Annotated in this window: 18 protein-coding genes and 1 pseudogene; 12 read left to right on the top strand and 7 right to left on the bottom strand. The window is 72.1% G+C overall.

Annotation, left to right across the window (positions count from 1 at the left end; translation table 11 throughout):
• The 6 genes from AB0G10_RS13780 to AB0G10_RS13755 all read left to right on the top strand — a co-directional run bounded on the left by AB0G10_RS13780 (position 1) and on the right by AB0G10_RS13755 (position 5976).
• Entirely contained in the window at positions 1-471 is a 471-nt protein-coding gene (locus tag AB0G10_RS13780; protein ID WP_360919826.1) for a hydrogenase maturation protease, read from the top strand.
• Entirely contained in the window at positions 468-2777 is a 2310-nt protein-coding gene (hypF, locus tag AB0G10_RS13775; protein WP_360919823.1) for a carbamoyltransferase HypF, read from the top strand. Before AB0G10_RS13780 ends, hypF begins: the two co-directional genes overlap by 4 nt.
• Position 2778: 1 nt before the next feature.
• A complete protein-coding gene (locus AB0G10_RS13770) occupies positions 2779-3027 on the top strand; it encodes a HypC/HybG/HupF family hydrogenase formation chaperone (RefSeq protein ID WP_360919821.1) in 249 nt (82 codons plus the stop codon).
• On the top strand, positions 3024-4136 hold the full coding sequence (gene hypD / locus AB0G10_RS13765; RefSeq protein WP_360919818.1) for a hydrogenase formation protein HypD: 1113 nt from the start codon (positions 3024-3026) through the stop codon (positions 4134-4136). Before AB0G10_RS13770 ends, hypD begins: the two co-directional genes overlap by 4 nt.
• Positions 4133-5188, top strand: a complete 1056-nt coding sequence (gene hypE, locus AB0G10_RS13760; RefSeq protein ID WP_360919815.1) for a hydrogenase expression/formation protein HypE — start codon at positions 4133-4135, stop codon at positions 5186-5188. Before hypD ends, hypE begins: the two co-directional genes overlap by 4 nt.
• 191 nt (positions 5189-5379) lie before the next feature.
• The gene (locus AB0G10_RS13755; RefSeq protein WP_360919812.1) at positions 5380-5976 is read left to right on the top strand and encodes a hypothetical protein; all 597 of its coding nucleotides are present in this window, start codon (positions 5380-5382) and stop codon (positions 5974-5976) included.
• Here AB0G10_RS13755 and AB0G10_RS13750 read toward each other — a convergent pair.
• Both AB0G10_RS13750 and AB0G10_RS13745 read right to left on the bottom strand, forming a co-directional pair.
• Complete coding sequence (locus AB0G10_RS13750; protein WP_360919809.1) at positions 5948-7627, bottom strand: polysaccharide deacetylase family protein; 1680 nt, start codon at positions 7625-7627, stop codon at positions 5948-5950. The genes AB0G10_RS13755 and AB0G10_RS13750 overlap by 29 nt on opposite strands.
• Before the next feature lie 48 nt (positions 7628-7675).
• Positions 7676-8347 carry a DUF998 domain-containing protein gene (locus tag AB0G10_RS13745; protein ID WP_360919806.1) on the bottom strand — a complete coding sequence of 224 codons (672 nt, stop codon included), beginning with the start codon at positions 8345-8347 and terminating at the stop codon, positions 7676-7678.
• A gap of 121 nt (positions 8348-8468) precedes the next feature.
• Between AB0G10_RS13745 and AB0G10_RS13740 the strand changes: the two genes are divergently transcribed.
• The gene (locus AB0G10_RS13740; protein WP_360919803.1) at positions 8469-8993 is read left to right on the top strand and encodes a flavodoxin domain-containing protein; all 525 of its coding nucleotides are present in this window, start codon (positions 8469-8471) and stop codon (positions 8991-8993) included.
• Here the strand turns inward: AB0G10_RS13740 and nifJ are convergent.
• The 3 genes from nifJ to AB0G10_RS13725 are packed head-to-tail and all read right to left on the bottom strand — an operon-like array spanning position 8956 to position 15024.
• Entirely contained in the window at positions 8956-12543 is a 3588-nt protein-coding gene (gene nifJ, locus AB0G10_RS13735; protein WP_360919801.1) for a pyruvate:ferredoxin (flavodoxin) oxidoreductase, read from the bottom strand. The two genes, AB0G10_RS13740 and nifJ, sit on opposite strands and share 38 nt — an antisense overlap.
• Positions 12540-14177, bottom strand: coding sequence for an NAD(P)-binding protein (locus AB0G10_RS13730; RefSeq protein WP_360919798.1), 1638 nt, complete (start codon positions 14175-14177; stop codon positions 12540-12542). The genes nifJ and AB0G10_RS13730 overlap by 4 nt, the downstream gene beginning before the upstream one ends.
• A 4-nt stretch (positions 14178-14181) precedes the next feature.
• Positions 14182-15024, bottom strand: coding sequence for a universal stress protein (locus AB0G10_RS13725; protein ID WP_360919796.1), 843 nt, complete (start codon positions 15022-15024; stop codon positions 14182-14184).
• 99 nt (positions 15025-15123) lie between these two features.
• Between AB0G10_RS13725 and AB0G10_RS13720 the strand changes: the two genes are divergently transcribed.
• The 4 genes and pseudogenes from AB0G10_RS13720 to AB0G10_RS13705 all read left to right on the top strand — a co-directional run bounded on the left by AB0G10_RS13720 (position 15124) and on the right by AB0G10_RS13705 (position 18639).
• Entirely contained in the window at positions 15124-15996 is an 873-nt protein-coding gene (locus AB0G10_RS13720) for a universal stress protein (RefSeq protein ID WP_360919793.1), read from the top strand.
• Positions 15993-17030 (top strand): zinc-dependent alcohol dehydrogenase family protein, encoded by a 1038-nt coding sequence (locus AB0G10_RS13715; protein WP_360919790.1) that lies wholly within the window; start codon positions 15993-15995, stop codon positions 17028-17030. The genes AB0G10_RS13720 and AB0G10_RS13715 overlap by 4 nt, the downstream gene beginning before the upstream one ends.
• A 45-nt stretch (positions 17031-17075) precedes the next feature.
• Positions 17076-17261: pseudogene (locus AB0G10_RS13710) on the top strand (MerR family transcriptional regulator); the annotation flags it as partial.
• 145 nt (positions 17262-17406) lie between these two features.
• Positions 17407-18639 carry a transposase gene (locus AB0G10_RS13705; RefSeq protein WP_360919787.1) on the top strand — a complete coding sequence of 411 codons (1233 nt, stop codon included), beginning with the start codon at positions 17407-17409 and terminating at the stop codon, positions 18637-18639.
• A gap of 280 nt (positions 18640-18919) precedes the next feature.
• Here AB0G10_RS13705 and AB0G10_RS13700 read toward each other — a convergent pair whose 3' ends face one another.
• Positions 18920-19642: a hypothetical protein gene (locus tag AB0G10_RS13700; protein ID WP_360919784.1), complete on the bottom strand. Its 723-nt coding sequence runs from the start codon at positions 19640-19642 to the stop codon at positions 18920-18922.
• Positions 19643-19694: 52 nt separating this feature from the next.
• Here AB0G10_RS13700 and AB0G10_RS13695 point away from each other — a divergent pair, with 52 nt between their 5' ends.
• The gene (locus AB0G10_RS13695; RefSeq protein WP_360919782.1) at positions 19695-20090 is read left to right on the top strand and encodes a helix-turn-helix domain-containing protein; all 396 of its coding nucleotides are present in this window, start codon (positions 19695-19697) and stop codon (positions 20088-20090) included.
• 9 nt (positions 20091-20099) lie between these two features.
• Here AB0G10_RS13695 and AB0G10_RS13690 read toward each other — a convergent pair whose 3' ends face one another.
• Positions 20100-20486, bottom strand: a complete 387-nt coding sequence (locus tag AB0G10_RS13690) for a RidA family protein (protein WP_360919779.1) — start codon at positions 20484-20486, stop codon at positions 20100-20102.
• Positions 20487-20937 lie beyond the last annotated feature (451 nt).

Below are 20937 nucleotides of genomic sequence, written 5' to 3'. Positions count from 1 at the left end.
ATGGGCGCACCAGTGGTGATCGGAGTAGGCAACGAGTACCGCCACGACGACGGCTTCGGTGTCGCGGTCGTCGCCGAACTCGCGTTCCGCGCCGCCCACGACGACCGGCTCGCCGGGGTCCGGCTACGCGTCAACGACGGCGAGCCGACCCGGATGCTGGACGCCTGGTCCGGCGCCGGACTCGCGGTCGTGGTCGACGTCGCCCCCGGGCAGGACGGTCAGATCGGTCGATGGCAGGAGGTCACCCTGCCGGACGGCCTGCGGCCGGACCCCGCCGCCGCGTCCGGGCACGGCATCGGCCTGAACGCCACCATCGCCCTGGCCCAGGCCTTGGACTGCATGCCGCAGCGCCTTGTCGTCCTGGTCACCTTCGGCGGGTGCTTTCAGGTCGGCGCCGGGCTCAGCGCGCCCGTCGCCGCCGCGATCGATCCGGTCGCCGACCGAATCTGCACGCTGGTGACCGGGTCATGACCGTCGTCGACACGCCGCAGGCCTGGCAGGTCCGGGTGCACGGCACCGTGCAGGGTGTCGGGTTCCGGCCGTTCGTGCACCGCCTGGCGACCGGGCTGGGGCTGCGCGGTGCCGTCCGCAACGTCGGTGGCGACGTGCTGATCGAGGTGGCCGGCTCACCGGAGACGGTCACCCGGCTGGTGGCGTTGCTGCGGGAGCAGGCTCCACCGGCCGCGGAACTGGACGAGATCGTCCTCCTGCCCGCCGCGGTGCCGCCGGACCCCGGCTTCCGGATCGTCGCCAGCAGCGGCACCGACACCGCCGCGGACTTCGCCGGGTTGCCCGCCGACCTCGCCACCTGCGACGACTGCCTCCGGGAGCTGTTCACCCCGGCGGACCGGCGATACCGTTACCCGTTCCTCAACTGCACCGCCTGCGGGCCCCGCGCCACCATCGTGGACGAGCTGCCCTACGACCGGGTCCGCACCGCGATGGCCGGCTTCCCGCTCTGCCGCCGCTGTGTCGCCGAATACCGGGATCCGGCCGATCGGCGCTTCCACGCCGAACCCGTCGCCTGTGCCGCCTGCGGCCCGCACCTGATCTGGACGGCCGGCAACCGGTGCGCGGACGGCGAGCAGGCCCTGCTGGCTGCGTCCGGCGCCGTCTCCGTCGGCCTGATCATCGCGGTCAAGGCCCTCGGCGGCTACCAGCTCGTCTGTGACGCCACGGACGAGGCCGCCGTGCGGCGGCTGCGGCACCGCAAGCGGCGGCCGCGTAAGCCGTTCGCCGTCATGGTGCTCGACATCGCCGGTGCCCGGCTGGTCGCCGACCTCGGTGCGGCCGAGCTCGCGGCCCTGACCTGCCCGGCGCGGCCGATCGTGCTGCTGCCCATCCGGCCGGGCGCGGACCTGGCGTCCGAGGTCGCCCCCGGCCTCGACCGGGCCGGGCTGTTCCTGCCGTCCACCCCGCTGCACCATCTGCTGCTGCGATCCCTGGGCCGGCCGCTCATCGTGACCAGCGGCAACCGGGCCGACGAGCCGATCGCGATCGACGACGACGACGCCACCCGGCGGCTGGCCGGGATCGCCGACGGGTTCCTGCGCCACGACCGGCCCATCCGAGCCCGCTACGACGACTCGGTGGTCCAGGTGACCGCCGGGCGCCGGCGCATGATCCGCCGGGCGCGCGGCTTCGCCCCGGGGACGCTGCCGCTGCCGGTCGCCACGCCACGCCCCATCCTGGCCGTAGGCGCCCAGCTCAAGCACACCTTCGCGCTGGCCCGCGGCGGCCGGGTCCTGCTCGGCCCGCACGGCGGCGACCTCGCCGACGCGGACACCCTCGCCGCCTTCGAGGCGACCGTCGCGCAGCTCAGCCACCTGCACCGGTTCGAGGCCGACGTGGTCGCCCACGACCTGCACCCCGACTACCTGTCCACCGCGTATGCCGCCCGGGTGGCGCCATCCGCGCGCCGCATGGGGGTGCAGCACCATCACGCGCATGTGGTGTCCTGCGCCGCCGAGCACGGCATCGAGGCGCCGTTCCTCGGCATCGCCTACGACGGGCTCGGGCTCGGCGACGACGGCCGGCTCTGGGGTGGGGAACTCCTGCTGGCCGACTGGGCCGGATTCCGGCGGCTGGGCCGGTTCGGCACCGCACCGCTGCCCGGCGGCGAGGCCGCGGTGCGCCGGCCGGCCCGGATGGCCCTGGGCTACCTGTACGGCGGAGAGTTCCCGTTGCCGCCCGGCCCGCTGCCGGCGATGCTCGCCCGGATCCCGGCCGTGGAGCAGGCGCTGATCCGCCGGATGATCGCGCGTGGGGTACGCAGCCCGCACGCGTCCAGCGCGGGCCGGCTCTTCGACGCGGCCGCCGCCCTGCTCGGCCTCTGCGACGACGCCGGGTACGAGGGCGAGGCCGCGGTCCTGCTGGAGACGGCGGCGCACCGCGCCGGCAGCCCTGCCGCGCCGCTGCCCTGGCGGCTCACCCGGGTCGGTGGGCTCTGGGTCTACGACTGGTCCGGCACCCTCGGCGAGCTGCTGCGCCGCAGCGCGGACGGGGAACCGGCCGAACAGCTCGCCGCCGCCGTGCACCGGGCGGTGATCGCCGTGACCGTGGAGCTGTGCGCCCGGGCCGCGGAACGCACCGGCGTGACCACGGTCTGCCTGTCCGGCGGCTGCCTGCAGAACCGGATCCTGGCCGGCGAGCTACCCGCCGCGCTGCGCGCGGTGGGCCTGACCGGGCTGCTCAACCGGGAGGTGCCCGCCGGGGACGGCGGGATCGGCTACGGCCAAGCGGTGATCGCCGCGGCCCGGCTCGGCCGAGGAGGCTGACATGTGTCTGGGCATTCCCGGCCTGGTGACCGACGTCGCCGACGAGGACGGCCTGCGGATGGGCACCGTCGACTTCGGCGGTGTCCGCAAGCGGGTCTGCCTCGCGTACACCCCGCAGGCCGGTCCCGGCGACTACGTGATCGTCCACGTCGGGTTCGCGATCAGTGTCGTCGACGCCGCCGAGGCGCGGCGCACCCTGCAGGTGCTGCGGGCCATGGGTGACCTGCTCGATCAGGAACTCGGCCGATGAGGTACCTCGACGAGTACCGCGATCCGGACCTGGCCCGGGCGCTGCTGGCCGAGCTGCGCCGGGTCACCACCCGGGCGTGGACGCTGATGGAGGTGTGCGGCGGGCAGACCCACACCATCGTGCGGCAGGGCATCGACGAACTGCTGCCCGGCGGCATCCGCATGATCCACGGTCCGGGCTGCCCGGTCTGCGTCACCCCGCTCGAGGTCCTCGACCGGGCCATGGCGATCGCCGCGCTGCCCGGCGTCATCCTGACCAGCTTCGGCGACATGCTGCGCGTGCCCGGATCCCGCACCGACCTGCTGGCGCTGCGGGCCCGCGGCGCGGACGTACGGGTGGTCTACTCGCCGATGGACGCCGTGGCCCTGGCCCAGCGGCACCCCGACCGGCAGGTGGTCTTCCTGGCCGTCGGATTCGAGACCACGGCCCCCGCCAACGCCATGGCGGTGCTGCACGCCGGCACGCTCGGTCTGACGAACTTCAGCGTGCTGGTCAGCCACGTCCTGGTCCCGCCGGCGATCACCGCCGTGCTGCGCGCCCCCGGCTGCGAGGTGCAGGGTTTCCTCGCCGCCGGGCACGTCTGCGCGGTGATGGGCTGGACCGAGTACGAGCCACTCGCCGCCGCTCACCGGGTGCCGATCGTGGTGACCGGCTTCGAACCGCTGGACCTGCTGGAAGGCATCCTGATGACGGTCCGGCAGCTGGAGCAGGGCCGCCACGAGGTGCAGAACCAGTACGCCCGGGCGGTGCGCCGGGACGGCAACACCAGCGCTCAGGACGTGATCCGGCGAGTCTTCCGGGTCACCGACCGGGCCTGGCGCGGCATCGGCACCATAGCCGGCAGCGGGCTCACCCTGACTGACGAGTTCGCCGCGTTCGACGCGCGACAACGCTTCGACGTGGGCCGGTTGACCACCCGGGAACACCCGGCCTGCATCGCCGGCCAGATCCTGACCGGCGCGAGACTACCCACCGACTGCACCGCGTACGCGACCGCGTGCACGCCGCGCACCCCGCTGGGCGCGCCCATGGTGTCGGCCGAGGGGACCTGCGCCGCCTACTTCACCGCCGGGCGCCGCCGGGCGCCGCAACCGGGAGGCCCGTCATGAACCCCGCCGATCCCGCCGCCGCCGTGTGCCCGGCGCCGCTGCCCGAGACCGAGCGGGTGCTGCTCGGGCACGGCTCCGGCGGCCGGCTCTCCGCCGACCTGATCACCCGGTTGCTGGTGCCGGCGCTCGGGGCGGCCGCGCCCGGCGGCCCGCTCGAGGACGCCGCGGTACTCGCGGTGGGCGAGTGCGAACTGGCGATCAGCACCGACGCGTACGTGGTCGACCCGCTGTTCTTCCCCGGCGGCGACATCGGCGCGCTCGCCGTGCACGGCACCGTCAACGACCTCGCCATGCGGGCGGCGATGCCGGTGGCGTTGAGCATCGCCTACGTCGTGGAGGAGGGGCTGCCGCTCGACGTGCTGCGGCGGGTGGCCACCGCGGTCGGTGCCGCCGCCCACGCGGCCGGGGTGCCGGTGGTCACCGGCGACACCAAGGTGGTGGGCCGGGGCGCCGCCGACCGGCTCTTCGTCGTCAGCACCGGCCTGGGCCGGCGCCTGCCCGGCCCGGCCCCCACGGCTGCCGGGGCCCGCCCGGGCGACGTGATCCTGCTGTCCGGGCCGATCGGATGCCACGGCGTCACCGTGCTCAGCACTCGCGAAGGACTCGGCTTCGAGGCGGACGTCGCCTCCGACACCCGGCCCCTGCACCGTTTGGTCGCGACGATGCTGACCGCGGCCGGCGACGGCGTGCACGCGCTGCGCGACCCCACCCGCGGCGGGCTGGCCTCGGCGCTCAACGAGATCGCCGCGGCGTCCGGTGTCGGTATGGAGATCGAGGAGCGGGCGCTGCCGGTGCCCGAGCCGGTCCGGGCCGCCTGTGAGCTGCTCGGCCTGGACCCGGCGTACGTGGCGAACGAGGGCTGCCTCGTCGCGTTCGTCGCACCCGGGCACGCGGACACGGTGCTGACCGCGATGCGCGCCCACCCCGAAGGCGCGGGCGCGGTCCGCATCGGCGTGGTGACCGACGGCGGTCCGGTCGTGGTCCGCACCGCGATGGGCTCGCGACGGGTGCTCGACCTGCTCGCCGGTGAGCAGCTGCCCCGGATCTGCTGAGCTGCGCCGGGCGGACGGACGGCTACGGGTCCTTAGCCTCTGCTGGGTGGCTCCTGCGGCTCCTACCGTCGGGTGGAGGAGAGGAGGCCACGATGACTTCGTGGACCGTGGACGACACGATGGGTGGCGGTCCTCGCCGCTGCCGCGACCGTCGAGGCCGCCACCCACGCCCGGCAGCACCACTTCCGCCGATGACCAGCCCGCGATCTACCGGCCACGTCGATCTCTACTGGTTGCCGCTGGGCGCCGGCGGCCCGTGGCCGGTCCGCCGCGCCGGCCGTCTCTACCGGGCGGTGACCGGGTACGAGCTGTATCACTCTGCGCTCCGTGTACGGGCGGACGACCGCACGTACACGGTGGAGATGGCCCCTGTCTGGGGCAACGCGGCGGACGGCCGCGGTGTGGTCGCCGAAGGACCCGTCGGTCTTCGGCTGCTCGGCCACTCGCGGCTGTTCCGGTACGAAGTGCGATGCTGGCGCGACGGCCGGATCCCGGATCTGGCGTACGCGGTCGCCAGCCCGCAGAACCTGGCCGTCGACGCGGAACGCACCGAGCGGCTGTTGCGGCTGCTGCCGGACTTCCCGTGCGCCACCTGGGGCCGCGACGAGCAGGGCACCGGCGACATGTGGAACTCCAACTCACTGATCGCCTGGGCCCTGTCCGCCAGCGGCCACCCGGTGCACGCCGTGCGGTTGCCGCCGCACGGCCGGGCCCCGGGCTGGGCGGCCGGCCTGAGAGTGGCGGCGCAGCAACTCCCGGTCAGATCAAGTTCCGCAGGACCGGCGTGAGCGCCCCGGCGAGCAACTCGTGGTCGCGGGCCGACGGGTGCCAGTCACAGCCGAGCAGGTCGAGGCCGAGAGCCGCGTTGTCGTAGTGCAGCGACCGCACCCGCCGGTCCGCCCGCTCCGCGACGACCTGCTCGACCGCGTCGGCCAGTGCCGTGGTGTTCCCCAGCGACGGGTACGTCAGCACGATCCGGGTGCGCGGGCCGTACCTGTCCCGGAGCTTGTCGAGGAACCCGTGGTACGCGGCACGGAAGTCCGCCGCCAGCGCGGCCTCGTCCGTCCACCGTTCGCCGGGGTTGAGCGGGGTGGAGAAGTCGTTGATGCCCAGCCCGACCACGACGACCTGCGGCCTCCATCCGCGCGGCCGCCACGGCTCGTCGCCGGCGGCCTGCAGGGTGCGGTCGTACCAGGTGCGGAAGTCGGTGCCCGGGTCGCCGCCGTTGTAGTTGCGGACCATGCCCCGCCCGGACCACGCGTTGATCTGGTAGTCGGCGTCCAGCGTCCGGGCGGTGAGCGCCCCGAACGACTGGTTCGCGTTGCTGTTGCGGTCGACGCCGCCGTTGCCGGTGCAGTCCCGCTCGGTCGACGTGTTGCCGTATCCGGCGGTCCACGAGTCGCCGATGAACTCGATCTGCCGGCTACGCGGGGCCGGCCTGCCCAGCAGCGTGCCTCCGGGCCCGGCGACGAACCCGCCGAACTGGCCGGCCGCCCACGGGCTCTCGGTGCGCTTGGCGACCCGTACGCTGTGATTTTCGGCCGTCAGGCCGTTGATCCAATGCGTGGTACGGCCCGGCCGCACCAGATTCACCGAGGCGCCGCCGTCGACCTGGATCTCGTAGTCGTTCACCGCGTCGTCGAGGGCGATGCCGACGCTGGTGCCCCGGAAGCGGCCCTCGAAATAGACGCCGGGCCAGGTGTAGCGGACGGCCGCGCCGCGGTCCTCGACCCGGCCCGCGGTGTGCGCGGCGCCCAGGGCCCGGTGGTCCGGTGCGACGGCGCGCCCGGTGACCGGCGAGATCCGGCCGGCGCACAGGCCGCGCCGGCGCAGGTCCTCGGCGATCCGCGGGATCGCGGCGATGGTGTTGGCCGGCCAGTCGTGCATCAGGATGACGTCGCCGGCCTGCATCCGCCCGACGCTCGCCACGATGTCGTCGACGCTCGCGTCGTCCCAGTCCCGGGAGTCCACATCCGTGTTGATCTCGGTCAGCCCGAATTGCCGCTGCACCGCCCGCAGCGCGTCGTCGGTGTCCAGGTAGGGCGGCCGGAACAGGTCGGGCACCACGCCGGTGACGCGGCGGATGACGTCCTGGGTACGCGAGATCTGCGACGCCTGCTCGTCCGGGGTCAGCTGCGTCATGAACGGATGATCCCAGCTGTGGTTGCCGATCCACATCCCGGCGGCCAGCTGTGCCCGCGCCAGATCGGGATCGGCCTCGACGTTCTTACCCGTGTTGAACATGGTGGCCCGCAGCCCGGCCCGCTGCAGCGCCATGAGCAGCGCCCGGGTGGTGCCGGCCGCCGGGCCGTCGTCGAAGGTCAGCCCGACATAGCCGCCGCATCGGGGCGGATGCGCCCCGGCGGGTGCGGCGCCCGGAGCGGCGGCGACGCCGGCGACCAGCGCGGCGGTGGACAACAGAGCGGCGGAACGCCTCATCGGCACACCTTCGGACTAGACGACTGGGAGCGCTCCCGGAAGCCTAGGTCACTCATCGATGTTTATCGACTCCCGTCCGCGGGCGGTTGCGATCAGGTAGCTGCCGTAGGCGACCAGCCACAGCACGATCGGGTACGCGTTCCACCGTTCGATGCCGCCCTCGCCCAGCCGCGCCACCGGTGCCCAGTCGAGGAAGAAGATTCCGAGGGCGATGGCCACCAGCGAGATCGTCCCGAGGGTGGTCCACAGCGCGCGGAACGGCTGTCCGGTGCCGCGCGCCGACAGGATCACCGCGAGCCCGCCGGCGACGAACGCGGTCAGCGCGAACACGGTGTGCGGGCCGGGACGGGTGAGCGGGAAGAAGCCCACGCCCAGCACGCCGGTGCCGAGCAGCGCGGTGCACACGCCCGCCGCTTTCGGCCCGGACGCCCGCAGCATCAGCCACGCGCCGGTCAGGATCAGCGCCCCGGTGACCAGCATGGTGACGTCGAAGATGGTTGCGGACGGCTGGGTGACGACGCTGTCCGGCGGTTCCGAGGCGCCGAGGTGGCTCAGCGTGTCCGCGTGGGTGGAATAGGCGCCGTCGAAGAGGGCTTCGGCGGTGATGCTGCCCATCAGGATGCCGGCGCCGGCCAGGGTCAGGCACAACCCGGCGAGGGCGGTCGCCCGGGCCGGGCGGGCGTGCGCCGGTGCTTCCGGGATCCTGGGTGCCGTGGTCATGGTGAGCTCCTTCCGGTACAGGGTGCTGACAGGTGGGGCCGAACGGCACTGGTCGCCGGCGTCACCGCCGCGCGAAGCTGCTCCGGTCCGCGTATCCGCTGCGACCGGAGGAGGAAGCGGCATGACGGTACTGGTGGCGTATGCGACGAGCGGCGGTTCCACCGCCGAGATCGCCGGCTGGATCGCTGAGGAGCTGCGCGCGGCCGGGCTCGAGACCCGGGTGCTGGCGGCCGCCGACGTCGACGACGTCGGCGGGTACGAAGCGCTCGTGCTCGGTGCGGCGATGTATGCGGGCGGCTGGCACACCGATGCCCGCGCGTTCGCCCAGCGCTTCGCCGGCGGGTTCGCGGGCCGTCCGGTCTGGCTGTTCAGCAGCGGCCCGCTCGACCACACCGCCGACGACACCGACCTGCCGCCCAACCACCAGGCCGCGGTGGCCGTGCGACTGCTCGGGGCCCGCGAGCACGTGACGTTCGGCGGCCGGATGAGCGCGGAGGCACACGGCTGGCTCGGGTTCCTGGCCCGGCGGATGGCGCAGGAGGGCCACGCCGGCGACTTCCGCAACCCACCGCGGATCCGGGCGTGGGCGCGCGGCGTGGCGGCGGAGATCACGGCGGCGGGCCGGCGTGCCGCGGATCGCCGGTGACCGGCCGAGCCGGGCGGGCGTCGGCGGGGAACCGCTCCGGCCCGTGGGCCGCCATCTCCTCGTACACCCGCCACCGCTGGTCGGTGGCCTGCTGCGCGAGCCGGGCGAGCCGGTCCGCCTCGGCCGGGTCGCTGTCGCGCAGCTGCCGGAACCGCAACTCGCGGCCGGTGAAGTCGGACAGCGGCCGGGTGGGCCGGGGCGAGTCGAGCAGGAACGGGTTGGCGCCGGCGGCGCGCAGCACCGGGTCGTAGCGCATCAGCGGCCAGTAGCCGGTCTGCACGGCCAGTTGCTGCTGGCCGAGCCCGTCGCGCATCTCGATGCCGTGGGCGATGCAGTGCGCGTACGCGATGACCAGCGAAGGGCCGTCGTACGCCTCGGCCTCGCGCAGCGCCTGCAGGGTCTGCTGCGGGTCGGCGCCCATCGCGATGCGGGCGACGTAGACGTTGCCGTACGCGATCGCCTGCAATGCCAGATCCTTCTTCGGGGTGGTCTTGCCGCCCGCAGCGAACCGGGCCACCGCCGACAACGGGGTCGCCTTGGACTTCTGCCCGCCGGTGTTGGAGTACACCTCGGTGTCGAGGACCAGCACGTTGACGTCGCAGCCGCTGGCCAGCACGTGGTCGAGGCCGGCCGCGCCGATGTCGTACGCCCACCCGTCACCGCCGACGATCCAGACGCTGCGCCGCACCAGATGGTCGAGGACGCTGCGCAGATCGGCGACGGCCGGGTCGGCGTCCGGCAGCGCCGCCAGCCGCCCGGCGAGTTCGGCGAGACGCGAGCGCTGGGCGGCGAACTCCGATTCGGTGCGCTGCGGCGCCGTCAGTGTCGCGTCGACCAGGTCCGGGCCGAGCCGGTCACGCAGTTCGCCGAGTCGGGTCCGGGCCAGGCCGCAGTGCAGGTCGGCGGCGAGCCGGAAGCCGAGGCCGAATTCGGCGTCGTCCTCGAACAGCGAGTTGGACCAGGCCGGGCCCCGTCCCTGGGCGTTGCGGGTCCACGGCGTGGTGGGCAGGTTGCCGCCGTAGATGGAGGAGCAGCCGGTGGCGTTGGCGACCATCAGCCGGTCACCGAACAGCTGGGACAGCACCTTCAGGTACGGCGTCTCCCCGCAGCCGGTGCAGGCCAGGGAGAACTCGAACAGCGGCTGAAGGAACTGGGCGCCGCGGACGGTCCCGAAATCCACGCGCGAGCGGTCGGCGTACGGAAGCTCTTCGAAGAATGTGATGTTCTCCCGCCCTGCCGCCAGCTGCGGTTCCCGCGGGCGCAGGTCGATCGCGCCGGTGACCGGGCAGGCCTGCACGCACAGCCCGCAGCCGGTGCAGTCCTCGAGATAGACCTGCAGGGTGTAGCCGGCGTCGGGCAGCCCGCGTGCGTTCAGCGGCGCCGTGGCGAACCCGTCCGGCGCGCCGGCCAGCTCTTTGAGGTCGTAGAGCTTCGAGCGGATGACGCTGTGCGGGCACACGAACGCGCAGTTGCCGCACTGGATGCAGATCTGCGGATCCCAGGTGGCGACCAGGTCGGCGAGGTTGCGTTTCTCGTAGGCGGTGGTGCCGCCGGGGTAGGTGCCGTCCACCGGCAGGGCGCTGACCGGTAACTCGTCGCCGCGGCCGGACATCATCGCGGCGGTGACCTCGCGGACGAAGCGGGGGGCACCGGCCGGGACGAGCGGCGGCGGCTCCCGGCCGGTGCCTGCTGCCGGGGGTACGGGGACCGGCCGCAGCTGGTCGAGTGCGGCGTCCACGGCGGCGTGGTTGCGGGCCACGACCCCCGGTCCGCGCTTGGCATATGTCTTGTCGATCGCCTGCTTGATCCGCCGAACCGCCTCGTCCGGCGGCAACACCCCGGAGAGGGCGAAGAAGCAGGTCTGCAGGATCGTGTTGCTGCGGCCCGGCAGCCCGGCGTCGGCGGCGACGCGGTCGGCGTCGATGGCGTGCAGGCGCAGCCCTTTGGCGATGACCTGGTCCTGCACGGGGCGCGACAGCGAATCCCACACGTCGTCGGCCGCGGTGTTCAGCAGCACCGTGGCGCCGGGGGCGGCCCGGCCCAGCACGTCGACGCGGTCGAGCAGCCCGGCGTGATGGCAGGCGACGAATCCGGCCTGGCCGATCAGGTACGGCGCGTGAATGGGGGAGGGGCCAAACCGCAGGTGGGAGACGGTCAGACCGCCGGACTTCTTGGAGTCGTAGACGAAGTAGCCCTGCGCGTGGGTGCCGGATTCGGCCGCGAGGATCTTGATGGTGTTCTTGTTGGCGCCGACCGTCCCGTCCGAGGCGATCCCGAAGAACACCGCCCGGGTCGTGCCGGGCTCCTCGATGTCCAGGTCGTGGCAGGGCAGGCTGCTGCCGGTCACGTCGTCGTTGATGCCGACGGTGAAGTGCTGCCGGGGCCGCTCGCGCCCCAGTTCGGACAGCACGGCGGCGACCATGCCCGGGGTGAACTCCTTGGAGCCGAGGCCGTACCGGCCGCCGATCACGGCGAGCATCGGCCGGCCCGAGGCGGCCAGCGCCGCGACCACGTCGAGGAACAGCGGTTCACCGGCCGAGCCGGGCTCCTTGGTGCGGTCCAGCACGGCGATCCGGCGGGCGGTGGACGGCAGCGCGGCGGCGAACGCGGTGACCGGGAACGGCCGGAACAGCCGGACCTGCAGGACACCGGCGTGTTCGCCCCGGGCGTTGAGGTAGGCGACGGTCCGTGCCGCGGTCTGCGCTCCCGAGCCCATGATGACGATGACCTTGTCGGCGTCCGGCGCGCCGCAGTAGTCGACGATGCCGTATCCGCGGCCGGTGCGCGCGGCGAGCAGATCCATCGCCTGTTGCACCGCCGCGGGCACGGCGGCGTGGTACGGGTTGACCGTCTCGCGGCTCTGGAAGTAGACGTCCGGGTTCTGTGCGGTGCCCCGGATCACCGGGCGTTCCGGCGACAGCGACCGGGCCCGGTGTGCCCGGACCAGGTCGGCCGGTATCAGGGCACGGAGATCGTCGTCGTCGAGGGTCTCGATGGTGTTCAGCTCGTGCGAGGTGCGGAACCCGTCGAAGAAGTGCACGAACGGCACCCGGCTGTGCAGCGTCGCCGCCTGGGCGATCAGCGCGAAGTCGTGGGCCTCCTGCACCGAGGCGGACGCGAGCATGGCGAAGCCGGTGGCCCGGGCGGCCATCACGTCCGCGTGGTCCCCGAAGATCGACAATCCCTGGGTGGCGAGGGAGCGGGCCGCCACGTGCAGCACCGCGGGCGTCAGCTCTCCGGCGATCTTGTACATGTTCGGGATCATCAGCAGCAGGCCCTGGGAGGCGGTGAACGTCGTGGTCAGCGCGCCGCTCTGCAGGGCGCCGTGCAGAGCGCCCGCCGCGCCGCCCTCGCTCTGCATCTCCACCACGACCGGCACCGTTCCCCACAGGTTGCGCCGCCCGGCCACCGACCACTGGTCGGCGAGCTCGGCCATCGGCGAGGACGGGGTGATCGGGTAGATGCAGCAGATCTCGTTGAGCCGGTAAGCGACCGACACGGCGGCCTCGTTGCCGTCCATCGTGGCCCGGTTCGGCGTGGCGGGGGTCATCGGGGCACCTCCGGCAGCATCTCGATGGCGTGCACCGGACATTGGGCGAAGCAGGTGCCGCAGCCCGTGCACCGGTCGTAGTCGAACCGGTACCGGTCGCCCGGGCCCAGTTTGATCACCGCATCGTGCGGGCACGCGCCCAGGCAGCCGTCGCATTCGAAGCAGTTGCCGCACGACAGGCAGCGCTGAGCCTCGAACCGGGCGGCTGCCTCGTCGAGGCCGCCGACCACTTCGGTGAAGTCGGTGACGCGGCGGGCGAGGTCGCGTTCGGGTTCGGCCCGGCGTCCGGCGTCGGCGAAGTACCAGGGGTGCAGCAGGTCGAACGCTGCGACCGGATGTTTGTCCGGTGCCGTCTTTCGGACGCCGCGCAGGTAGGCGTCGATGTGTCGGGCGGCCTTGCGTCCATGTCCCACCCCGACGGTGACGGTTCGTTCCGCGGGGATCATGTCCCCACCGGCAAAGAGCCCGGGGCAGCCGGTCATGAACGACGGCGACACCACGACCGTGCCGCCGGGGCCGAATGCGACTCCTGGTATCCCGCTGAGGAAGGCGGTGTCGGCGCGCTGTCCCAGGGCGAGCAGCAGGGTGTCGGCGGCGAGCGTTTCGGTGCGTCCGGTCGGCACCGGACGGCCGTCCGCGCCGAGTTCCATCACCTCGACGGTCAGTTCCGGGCCGTCGAAGGCCTGCACCGTGCGCAGCCAGTTGATCTTCACGCCTTCGCGTTCGGCCTCCTGCGCCTCCTCGGCGTGTGCGGGCATCTGCTCCCGGGTTCGCCGGTAGACGATCAGGGCCTCGTCGGCGCCGAGCCGCCGGGCGACACGGGCCGCGTCCATCGCGGTGTTGCCGCCGCCGTACACCGCGACCCGCCGCCCGAGGACGGGCCGTTCGCCGGAGCTCACGCTGCGCAGCAGGCCGACCGCGTCGATGATGCGCCCGGCCTCGCGAGCGGGGATGTCGACCCGGTGTGACAGGTGGGCCCCGACGGCGACGAAGACCGCGTCGAACCGGCCGGCCCGGCGCTCCGCCTCCAGATCCCGCACCGGATGCCCGGTCTCGATCACCACGCCGAGGGCGGCGATGCGGGCTATCTCCGCGGCCAGCACGTCGCGCGGCAGCCGGTAGGCCGGAATGCCGTACCGCATCATGCCGCCGGGGTCGGCGCCCGCGTCGTGGATCTCCACGTGGTGACCGAGCCGGGCCAGGTGGTAGGCGGCGGAGAGCCCGGACGGGCCGGCGCCGACGATCAGCACCCGCCGTCCGGACGGCTCGGGCGGTGGGGCGAACGCCCATCGCCGGTGCAGCGCGAGGTCGCCGAGGAAGCGTTCCACGCTGTGGATCGCGACCGGGCTGTCCAGCTGTGCCCGGTTGCAGGCGGCTTCGCAGGGGTGATAGCACACCCGGCCGCACACCGCCGGCAGCGGATTGTCGGCGACCAGCGCCCGCCAGGCCTGCTCGTAGGATCCCGCCTGCGCCAGGGCCAGCCACGCCTGGATGTTCTCCCCGGCGGGGCATCCGGCGTTGCACGGCGGGAGCAGATCGACGTAGACCGGGCGTCGCTCGCGCACCGGGCCGCCCCGGGACTGCTCGTGCAGCAGGTCGGGAAGGGCTGTCATGTCGTGCGGCCCGGTGTTCATGGGCTTAGATCCGTCCGATGCGGTCGGGCACCACGGCGACCGGGCAGCCGGCGTGGCGCAGCAGGTGCCGGCTTACCGAACCGGCCAGCGCGCCCCGCAGCGGTCCTCGCCGGCGCGCGCCGACGACCAGGAGTTGCGCCGTCGCCCCGGCATGCGTCAGCGCCCGGGCGGGGCTCTCCACCAGCGCCTCGGCTTCGACCTCGAGGTCGGGGTAGGTGTCGCGGATCAGCGTGACCATGGTGTCGAACGGCTCGCGTTCGGCGGCGGTCACCGTGTGGGCGTCCATCGCGGACTGCTCCCACAGCCCGGTAACGGGCTTCCACGCCCGGATGATGTGCAGCGGCGCCTTGAGGGCCGCGGCCTGCTCGGCGGCGAAGGCGAGCACCTCGGCGGCCACCGCGGAGTCGTCGACGCCGGCCACCACCGGCCCGGCCGCTGCCGGTTCGCCGCGCACCACCACGACCGGGCAGTGGGCGCGACCGCTGACCGCGGCGGCGGCGCGCCCGTCGCCGCCGAGCACCACCAGGGATGCCCGGGCGGAGCGTTCCACCAGGGCGGGGACGACATAGGCCGGCACGATCGCGGTCGTCACGGTCACGAGCGGGTGACTCTGCGCCGCCGCGGTGGCCGCTCGCTCGAGCATCGGCTCGATGACCTCACCGGTGTAGGACTGCGGGCGCCCGCCCGGCGACGGGACCATGCTCGCCGCGGGTTGCCAGATCGGGTACTCGTCGACGTAGACGAGTTCCACGGGGTTCGCGGTGCGGGTTGCCTCGTCCAGCGCCCACGTCATCGCGGCGTGGGAGGCCGACGATCCGTCGTACCCGACGATGATCTTCTTGTTCATGGTGTGGACCTCCTCCTCCCATGGCACGCCCGTCGAAGGGCCGCAGACAGGGTCCAATGGCCCTGCTGTCGTGACTGTTCGGTCACCTAGCGTGAAGTCATGTACAGTGTCGTGTCGGTAGAGGAGAAGCTGCCCGTCGTGGTCGGCGTCGATGGAGTGCCGGCCGGACTGGATATCGTGGATGTCGCCGCCGCCGAAGCAGCGCATCGACAGGTGCCGCTGACGGTTGTGCACGCATGGCCGGGGCGGCACGGTGAGTCGCAGCGACATCGCATGATGCGCCCCGATCCGGACGACGGCCACCACCTGCTCGACCTGGCCGCCCGCCGCATCCGTACCCAGCATCCCGACCTGCCGCTGCACACCGAACTGGCGGACGAGAACGCCGCCGAGGCTCTGCTACGCCAATCCATGCAGGCCTGCCTGCTCGTGATCCGCCACCGCGACGAGGTCGCACTGGGTCACGGCTGGGGATCGACCGCGGCGTACCTGGCGCACCACAGTGCCTGCCCGCTGCTGGTCTGCCGCGGGCCGGCGATCCAGCGCGGCCCGGTCGTGCTGGCCGCCTCCGGGCGGCGCAGTCCCACCGCGGGCTGCGCCTTCGAAGCAGCCGCGCGCACCGGTTCGCCGCTGGTCGCCACCCACGTCTGCGCCTCCGACGCCGACCGCCGGGCGACCAACCGTTCGCTCACCTCGTCGCTCAGCGGCTGGCAGGCACTCTGGCCGGACGTCGCGGTGCAGCACCTGCTCATCACCGAGGCCGATATCGCGTACACGGCGGAACGAGCATCGCGCCGAGCACGCCTGCTGGTCGGCGGGCGTGGCGACAAAGGCTGGTTCGTCGAGACGCTCTACGTCCTCGGCGGGGCCGTCTCCGGCACCCACCGGCAGTGCCCCGTGCTGCTCGTCCCACCCGGATGGCCGCAATCGGCGTCCCCGGCAACCCTTCAACGACGAAGGAGGCAACAGTGAAAGGACTCGTCTACGGCGGCTCGGGCCACCGCAGCTGGACCGACATCCCCGACGCCACGGTGCGTGACCCGCGGGACGCGGTCATCCGCGTCGACGCCGCCACGATCTGCGGCACCGACCTGCACATCCTCGGCGGTGACGTGCCCGAGGTCGAACCCGGCCGGGTGCTCGGCCACGAGGCCGTCGGCACCGTCGTGGAGATCGGCGCCGCCGTCACCGGCCTGAGCGTCGGCGACCGGGTGCTGGCCTCCTGCATCTCGGCCTGCGGCAGCTGCCGCTTCTGCCGGGAGAGCGCCTACGGTCAATGCCGCGCCGGCGGCGGATGGATCCTCGGCCACACCGTCAACGGCGTGCAGGCCGAGTACGCGCGCATCCCGTTCGCCGACCTGTCCACCTACCGGCTTCCGCCGCGGGTGAGCAGCGAGCAGGCGGTCATGCTCGCCGACATCCTGCCCACCGCCTACGAGGTCGGCGTCCTCAACGGCGGCGTGCGTCCCGGCGACACCGTCGTGGTGGTCGGTGCCGGCCCGATCGGCCTCGCCGCGATCCTCACCGCGAGGCTGTTCTCGCCCGCGCACATCGTCGCGATCGACAAGGCCGAGAGCCGGCTGCAGGCCGCCAAGAATCTGGGCGCCGACGTCACTCTCACCCCCGAGCGCGTGGCGCTCGGCACGATCCGGGCGCTCACCGACGGCCTCGGCGCCGACGTCGTGATGGAAGCCGTCGGCCTGCCGCAGACCTTCGAGCTGTGCACCTCGATGGTGCGTCCCGGCGGTCGCGTCGCCAACATCGGCGTACACGGCAAACCGGCCACCCTGCACCTGGAAGAGCTGTGGATTCGCAACCTGACCATCACCACGGGACTGGTGGACACCTACTCCACCCCGGATCTGCTCGACATGCTCGTCGCCGGACAACTCGACGTCTCCGCCCTGGTGACCCACCGGCTGCCGCTCGACGAGATCATGCGCGCCTACGACGTCTTCGCCGACCCGGCACGCACCGGCGCGCTCAAGGTGCTGTTGACCCGGTGAGTTCGGCGTTGACTGCGACGTAACATCACGGTCCACACTGGCGGTATGCAGGTCAAGGAGCTGGCCGAGCTTGCCGGGACCACGGTCCGCACCATCCGCCACTACCACCGCCTCGGCCTGGTCCCGATCCCGGCGGCCAGGCACGGGCGGCGTGACTACGACCTGAGCCACGTGGCCCGGCTGATCCGCGTCCGATGGCTGGCACAGGCGGGGGTGCCGCTCGCGCGCATCGTCGACATCCTCGGCGAGGGCCCGGACCAGCGGACCGCCCAGGCGGATCTCACCGCCACCGTCGAGGCCATCATCGCGAGCACTCAGTGCCTGCCAGCCCGGATGCGGTCGGTTCTTGTCATACCCCCATGGCACAGTGCTTGTCGTGCAGCTGCGTTACCAGTTCCGCGTCTATCCGACGCCCGGTCAGCAGATCGCGCTGGCCAGGGCGTTCGGGTGCGCGCGGGTGGTGTTCAACGATGGGCTGCGTCTGCGCCGGCAGGCCCGCGAGGCGGGGGAGGAGTACATCTGCGACGGGGAGCTGTCCCGGCGTCTGATCACCGAGGCGAAACTGACCCCGGAACGGGCGTGGCTGGGTGAGGTGTCGGCGGTCGTGCTCCAGCAGGCTCTGGCGGATCTGAACACCGCATACCGCAACTTTTTCGCCTCGATCTCCGGTAAGCGTAAGGGCCGCAAGGTGGCACCGCCGCGATTCCGGTCGCGCAAGGACAACCGGCAGGCGATCCGGTTCACCAAGAACAGCAGGTTCAAGGTCCTCGACAACGGCTGTCTGCGGCTGCCGAAGATCGGCGACCTGCCGGTCCGCTGGTCACGCGCCCTACCGTCCGAGCCGTCGTCAGTGACGATCATCAAGGACGCGGCCGGGCGGTACTTCGTCTCGTTCGTGGTCACGACCACCGGCGAACCGCTTCCCGAGCTGGACTCGGAAGTCGGTATAGATCTGGGACTGACCCATTTTGCCGTGCTGTCGGACGGTATGAAGGTGACCGCGCCGAAGTTCCTGCGCCGTGCCGCCCGCAAGCTCAAGCGGCTGCAGCAGGCCCTGTCCCGCAAGCAGCGGGGCAGCAACAACCGCAAGAAAGCGGTGACAGAGGTCGCCAAGGCGCATGCCAAGGTGGCCGATACCCGGCGGGACTGGCAGCACAAGCTGTCCACGACGATCATCCGCGAGAACCAAGCGGTGTACGTCGAGGACCTGTGCGTCGCCGGTCTCGGCCGGACCCGGCTCGCCAAGTCTGTGCACGACGCGGGCTGGGCCAGCTTCACCGCCATGCTGGAGTACAAGGCCGTCCGGTACGGGCGCACCTTCGCCCGGGTCGATCGGTTCTTCCCGTCCACCCGGATGTGCTCGGCATGTGGCCGAATAGCTGCCAAGATGGCACTTGACGTCCGGTCGTGGGACTGCCCTTGCGGGGTAGTCCACGACCGGGACGTGAACGCGGCTAAGAATGTGCTCGCCGTCGGGCAGGCGGAGAGCCGAAACGACCGTGGAGCGCAGATAAGACCGGGACTCGTCCCGGCACAGCGCGTTGAAGCGGTAACCCACCCGGACGCCGCGCGGTCCACGCGCAGCGTGGAGGGAATCTCCGTCCTTTGAAGGACGGAGAGGATGTCAAAGCGCGCTGGCCACCGATCGGTATCCGCCGTTCCGGCTCGCGGCGGAGCCCGACCATCCGGCGACGCTCGACATCGCCTATCCGGAACGGCTGTCGCGTGGCCTCGTACTCATCAAGTGGTGGCTCCTCGCTCTTCCGCACTTGATGCTGCTCGGCGTGCTCGTCGGCGGAACCGGCTGCACGGCCACGGCGGTCGGCGGCGAGACCACGACGTGGACCATCTGCGACCGGCTCGCAGCGGCGTGCCGCGATAGCGCCGGCTCACCGCCGCCGGTCCGCGGAGTGGATCGCCCGCAGCACCTGCTCCAGCGCGGACCGCACCGGCGGGGTGCCGCGGCGCGCGGTCAGCCGTTCGGTGAGGTCATCGCTGCCGAGCCAGGCCAGCACCTGCGCGGGCCCTTTTGAACCGTCGAGATAGGCGTTCCACTGGCGTTCGCCGGCGCGGATGCGGCCCACCTGCGCGGCGTACTCAGCCAGATTGAGCAGGGGCACGGGGTCATCGGACTGCTCCCAATACCTCAGGTACGGCGTCAGGTCGTCCTCGATCAGCATGATGCAGGTCAGCACCGTGTCGCACTCGAACAGATCCACGTCCGCGGCCAGTACGGCATGCCAGTGCGCCATCACCAGCCGCCGGATCGCGGTTTGCTCGGCGGCCGGCCAACTCGTCCAGAAACCATAGGCGATGCGCCCGTAGACGATCTCGACGTCGGGCCAGCCGAATCCCTCACCGACCGCGATCTCCATGATGCGCGGGAGGAAGTGCTTGAAGTCGCCGACGTCACCCCACACCGTCATCGCATCCATCGTGTAGCGAGGCAGATCGTCCGCGGTCAGTTCGCGCAGCGGCGCGCGCCGCAGCACCCGCTCGTCATCGGCGGTGTGGCAGTGCGGGCACGGATCGGTCCAGTCCCGCAGCGGGTATCCGGCGAAGGCGTCGTAAAGGGCATCGACGGCTCCTTCAATTTGCGCCCGCCGACTCACGCGGCTGACGATACTCTCTTCCGGTTACTGAGGAACTGAAGGAGACCACTCCATGGGCACCCGCCAACAGATCAGCGCGCTTCCCCCGGAAGCCGACCTGGCGAGAGCCGACTCCCTGGCCCGGGAGATCTTCTCCGACGTCGCCAACAAGTGGGCCTTCCTGATCATCGAGTTCCTGGGGCAGGGCACCTTGCGCTTCAGCGAACTGCGCGACGAGATCGGCGGCATCAGCCACAAGATGCTCACCCAGAATCTGCGGATGCTCGAACGCAACGGGTTGGTGGAGCGGACCGTCCACCCCACCATCCCGCCACGTGTCGAGTACACCCTCACCGACGCGGGGGAGGGGTTGCGCCAGGTGGTCGACGGCATGTGCGGCTGGACGCAGCGGCACCTCGGCCACATCGAGGCGTCCCGCCGGCGGTTCCGGGACCCGGCGGCAGAATAGTACGGCCGGCTAGTCCAGGACGGCGACGGCCTCCAGTTCGACCAGATGCTCCGGCACGTCCAGCGCCACAATGCCGAACAGCGACGCCGGCGCGGCCGGGGTGATGCCGAGCTTCACCGCGGCGCGGCTGATCCCGTCCAGGACTTGGGCCATCTTCTCGGGCTGCCAATCGACCACGTGCATGGTCAGCTTCACCACGTCGGCGAAGGTGGCGCCGACACCCTCCAGGGCGGTGCCCACGTTGAGATAGCACTGTTCGACCTGGGTGGCGAGGTCGCCGCCGTCCCAGGCGACCTGGCCCGCCACGTGGATGAGCTTCGAGCCGGTCGCCACCGACACCTGCCGGTAGATCGGGATCTCCGGCAGCCCGCTCGGGTTCACCAGGGTTACCGCCATGACACTTACCTCCGTGCTCTCTTCCGGTTACCGGGAAACCGTAAGAGACCGGAGCTGACCTGGGAAGAACGCACTTTCCGGTGACCGGGTCACCTTTTGGTGACCGCCCAGCGGAGCCGTCCCCTCTACCATCGGAGAACCGAGATGGGGAGGCGGCATGCAACCCGGGCAGTGGGATCCACAACAACCGCAGTTCTTCGACCCGGCGGTTCCGTTCCAGGAAGCAGCAGTCGAGGCAACAGCCGCCCGCTTCCTCGCCGCGGCCGGCGGATCATCATGCACGGCATGCACTCGACGGTGGATCGGCTCTGCTTCGCAGTCGGGGAGGACGAGGAGCCCTGTCCGACGAGGCCTTGAAACGCCCTGTCCGGCTTCGGCGGATTCGATCCCGGCGGCGTTCACCTGCACGTTTTCCGGGCCGAGGGAAACGGCCGCCGCACGAGGGAAATCG

The sequence above is a fragment of the Actinoplanes sp. NPDC023714 genome, from assembly GCF_040639855.1.
In the GTDB taxonomy this organism is placed as follows: domain Bacteria; phylum Actinomycetota; class Actinomycetes; order Mycobacteriales; family Micromonosporaceae; genus Actinoplanes.
Note: the sequence above shows the minus strand (reverse complement) of the source record. Positions and strands in the feature narration are given on the sequence as shown.

Excerpts from the sequence above, each read along its gene's own strand:
- AB0G10_RS13695 (WP_360919782.1), top strand. The coding sequence starts at position 19,695 with ATGGGCACCCGCCAACAGATCAGCGCGCTTCCCCCGGAAGCCGACCTG.
- AB0G10_RS13750 (WP_360919809.1), bottom strand. The coding sequence starts at position 7,627 with ATGAGGCGTTCCGCCGCTCTGTTGTCCACCGCCGCGCTGGTCGCCGGC.
- AB0G10_RS13740 (WP_360919803.1), top strand. The coding sequence starts at position 8,469 with ATGACGGTACTGGTGGCGTATGCGACGAGCGGCGGTTCCACCGCCGAG.
- AB0G10_RS13755 (WP_360919812.1), top strand. The coding sequence starts at position 5,380 with ATGACCAGCCCGCGATCTACCGGCCACGTCGATCTCTACTGGTTGCCG.
- hypE (WP_360919815.1), top strand. The coding sequence starts at position 4,133 with ATGAACCCCGCCGATCCCGCCGCCGCCGTGTGCCCGGCGCCGCTGCCC.
- AB0G10_RS13780 (WP_360919826.1), top strand. The coding sequence starts at position 1 with ATGGGCGCACCAGTGGTGATCGGAGTAGGCAACGAGTACCGCCACGAC.
- AB0G10_RS13690 (WP_360919779.1), bottom strand. The coding sequence starts at position 20,486 with ATGGCGGTAACCCTGGTGAACCCGAGCGGGCTGCCGGAGATCCCGATC.
- hypF (WP_360919823.1), top strand. The coding sequence starts at position 468 with ATGACCGTCGTCGACACGCCGCAGGCCTGGCAGGTCCGGGTGCACGGC.
- AB0G10_RS13770 (WP_360919821.1), top strand. The coding sequence starts at position 2,779 with ATGTGTCTGGGCATTCCCGGCCTGGTGACCGACGTCGCCGACGAGGAC.
- nifJ (WP_360919801.1), bottom strand. The coding sequence starts at position 12,543 with ATGACCCCCGCCACGCCGAACCGGGCCACGATGGACGGCAACGAGGCC.
- AB0G10_RS13730 (WP_360919798.1), bottom strand. The coding sequence starts at position 14,177 with ATGAACACCGGGCCGCACGACATGACAGCCCTTCCCGACCTGCTGCAC.
- AB0G10_RS13725 (WP_360919796.1), bottom strand. The coding sequence starts at position 15,024 with ATGAACAAGAAGATCATCGTCGGGTACGACGGATCGTCGGCCTCCCAC.
- AB0G10_RS13745 (WP_360919806.1), bottom strand. The coding sequence starts at position 8,347 with ATGACCACGGCACCCAGGATCCCGGAAGCACCGGCGCACGCCCGCCCG.
- AB0G10_RS13720 (WP_360919793.1), top strand. The coding sequence starts at position 15,124 with ATGTACAGTGTCGTGTCGGTAGAGGAGAAGCTGCCCGTCGTGGTCGGC.
- hypD (WP_360919818.1), top strand. The coding sequence starts at position 3,024 with ATGAGGTACCTCGACGAGTACCGCGATCCGGACCTGGCCCGGGCGCTG.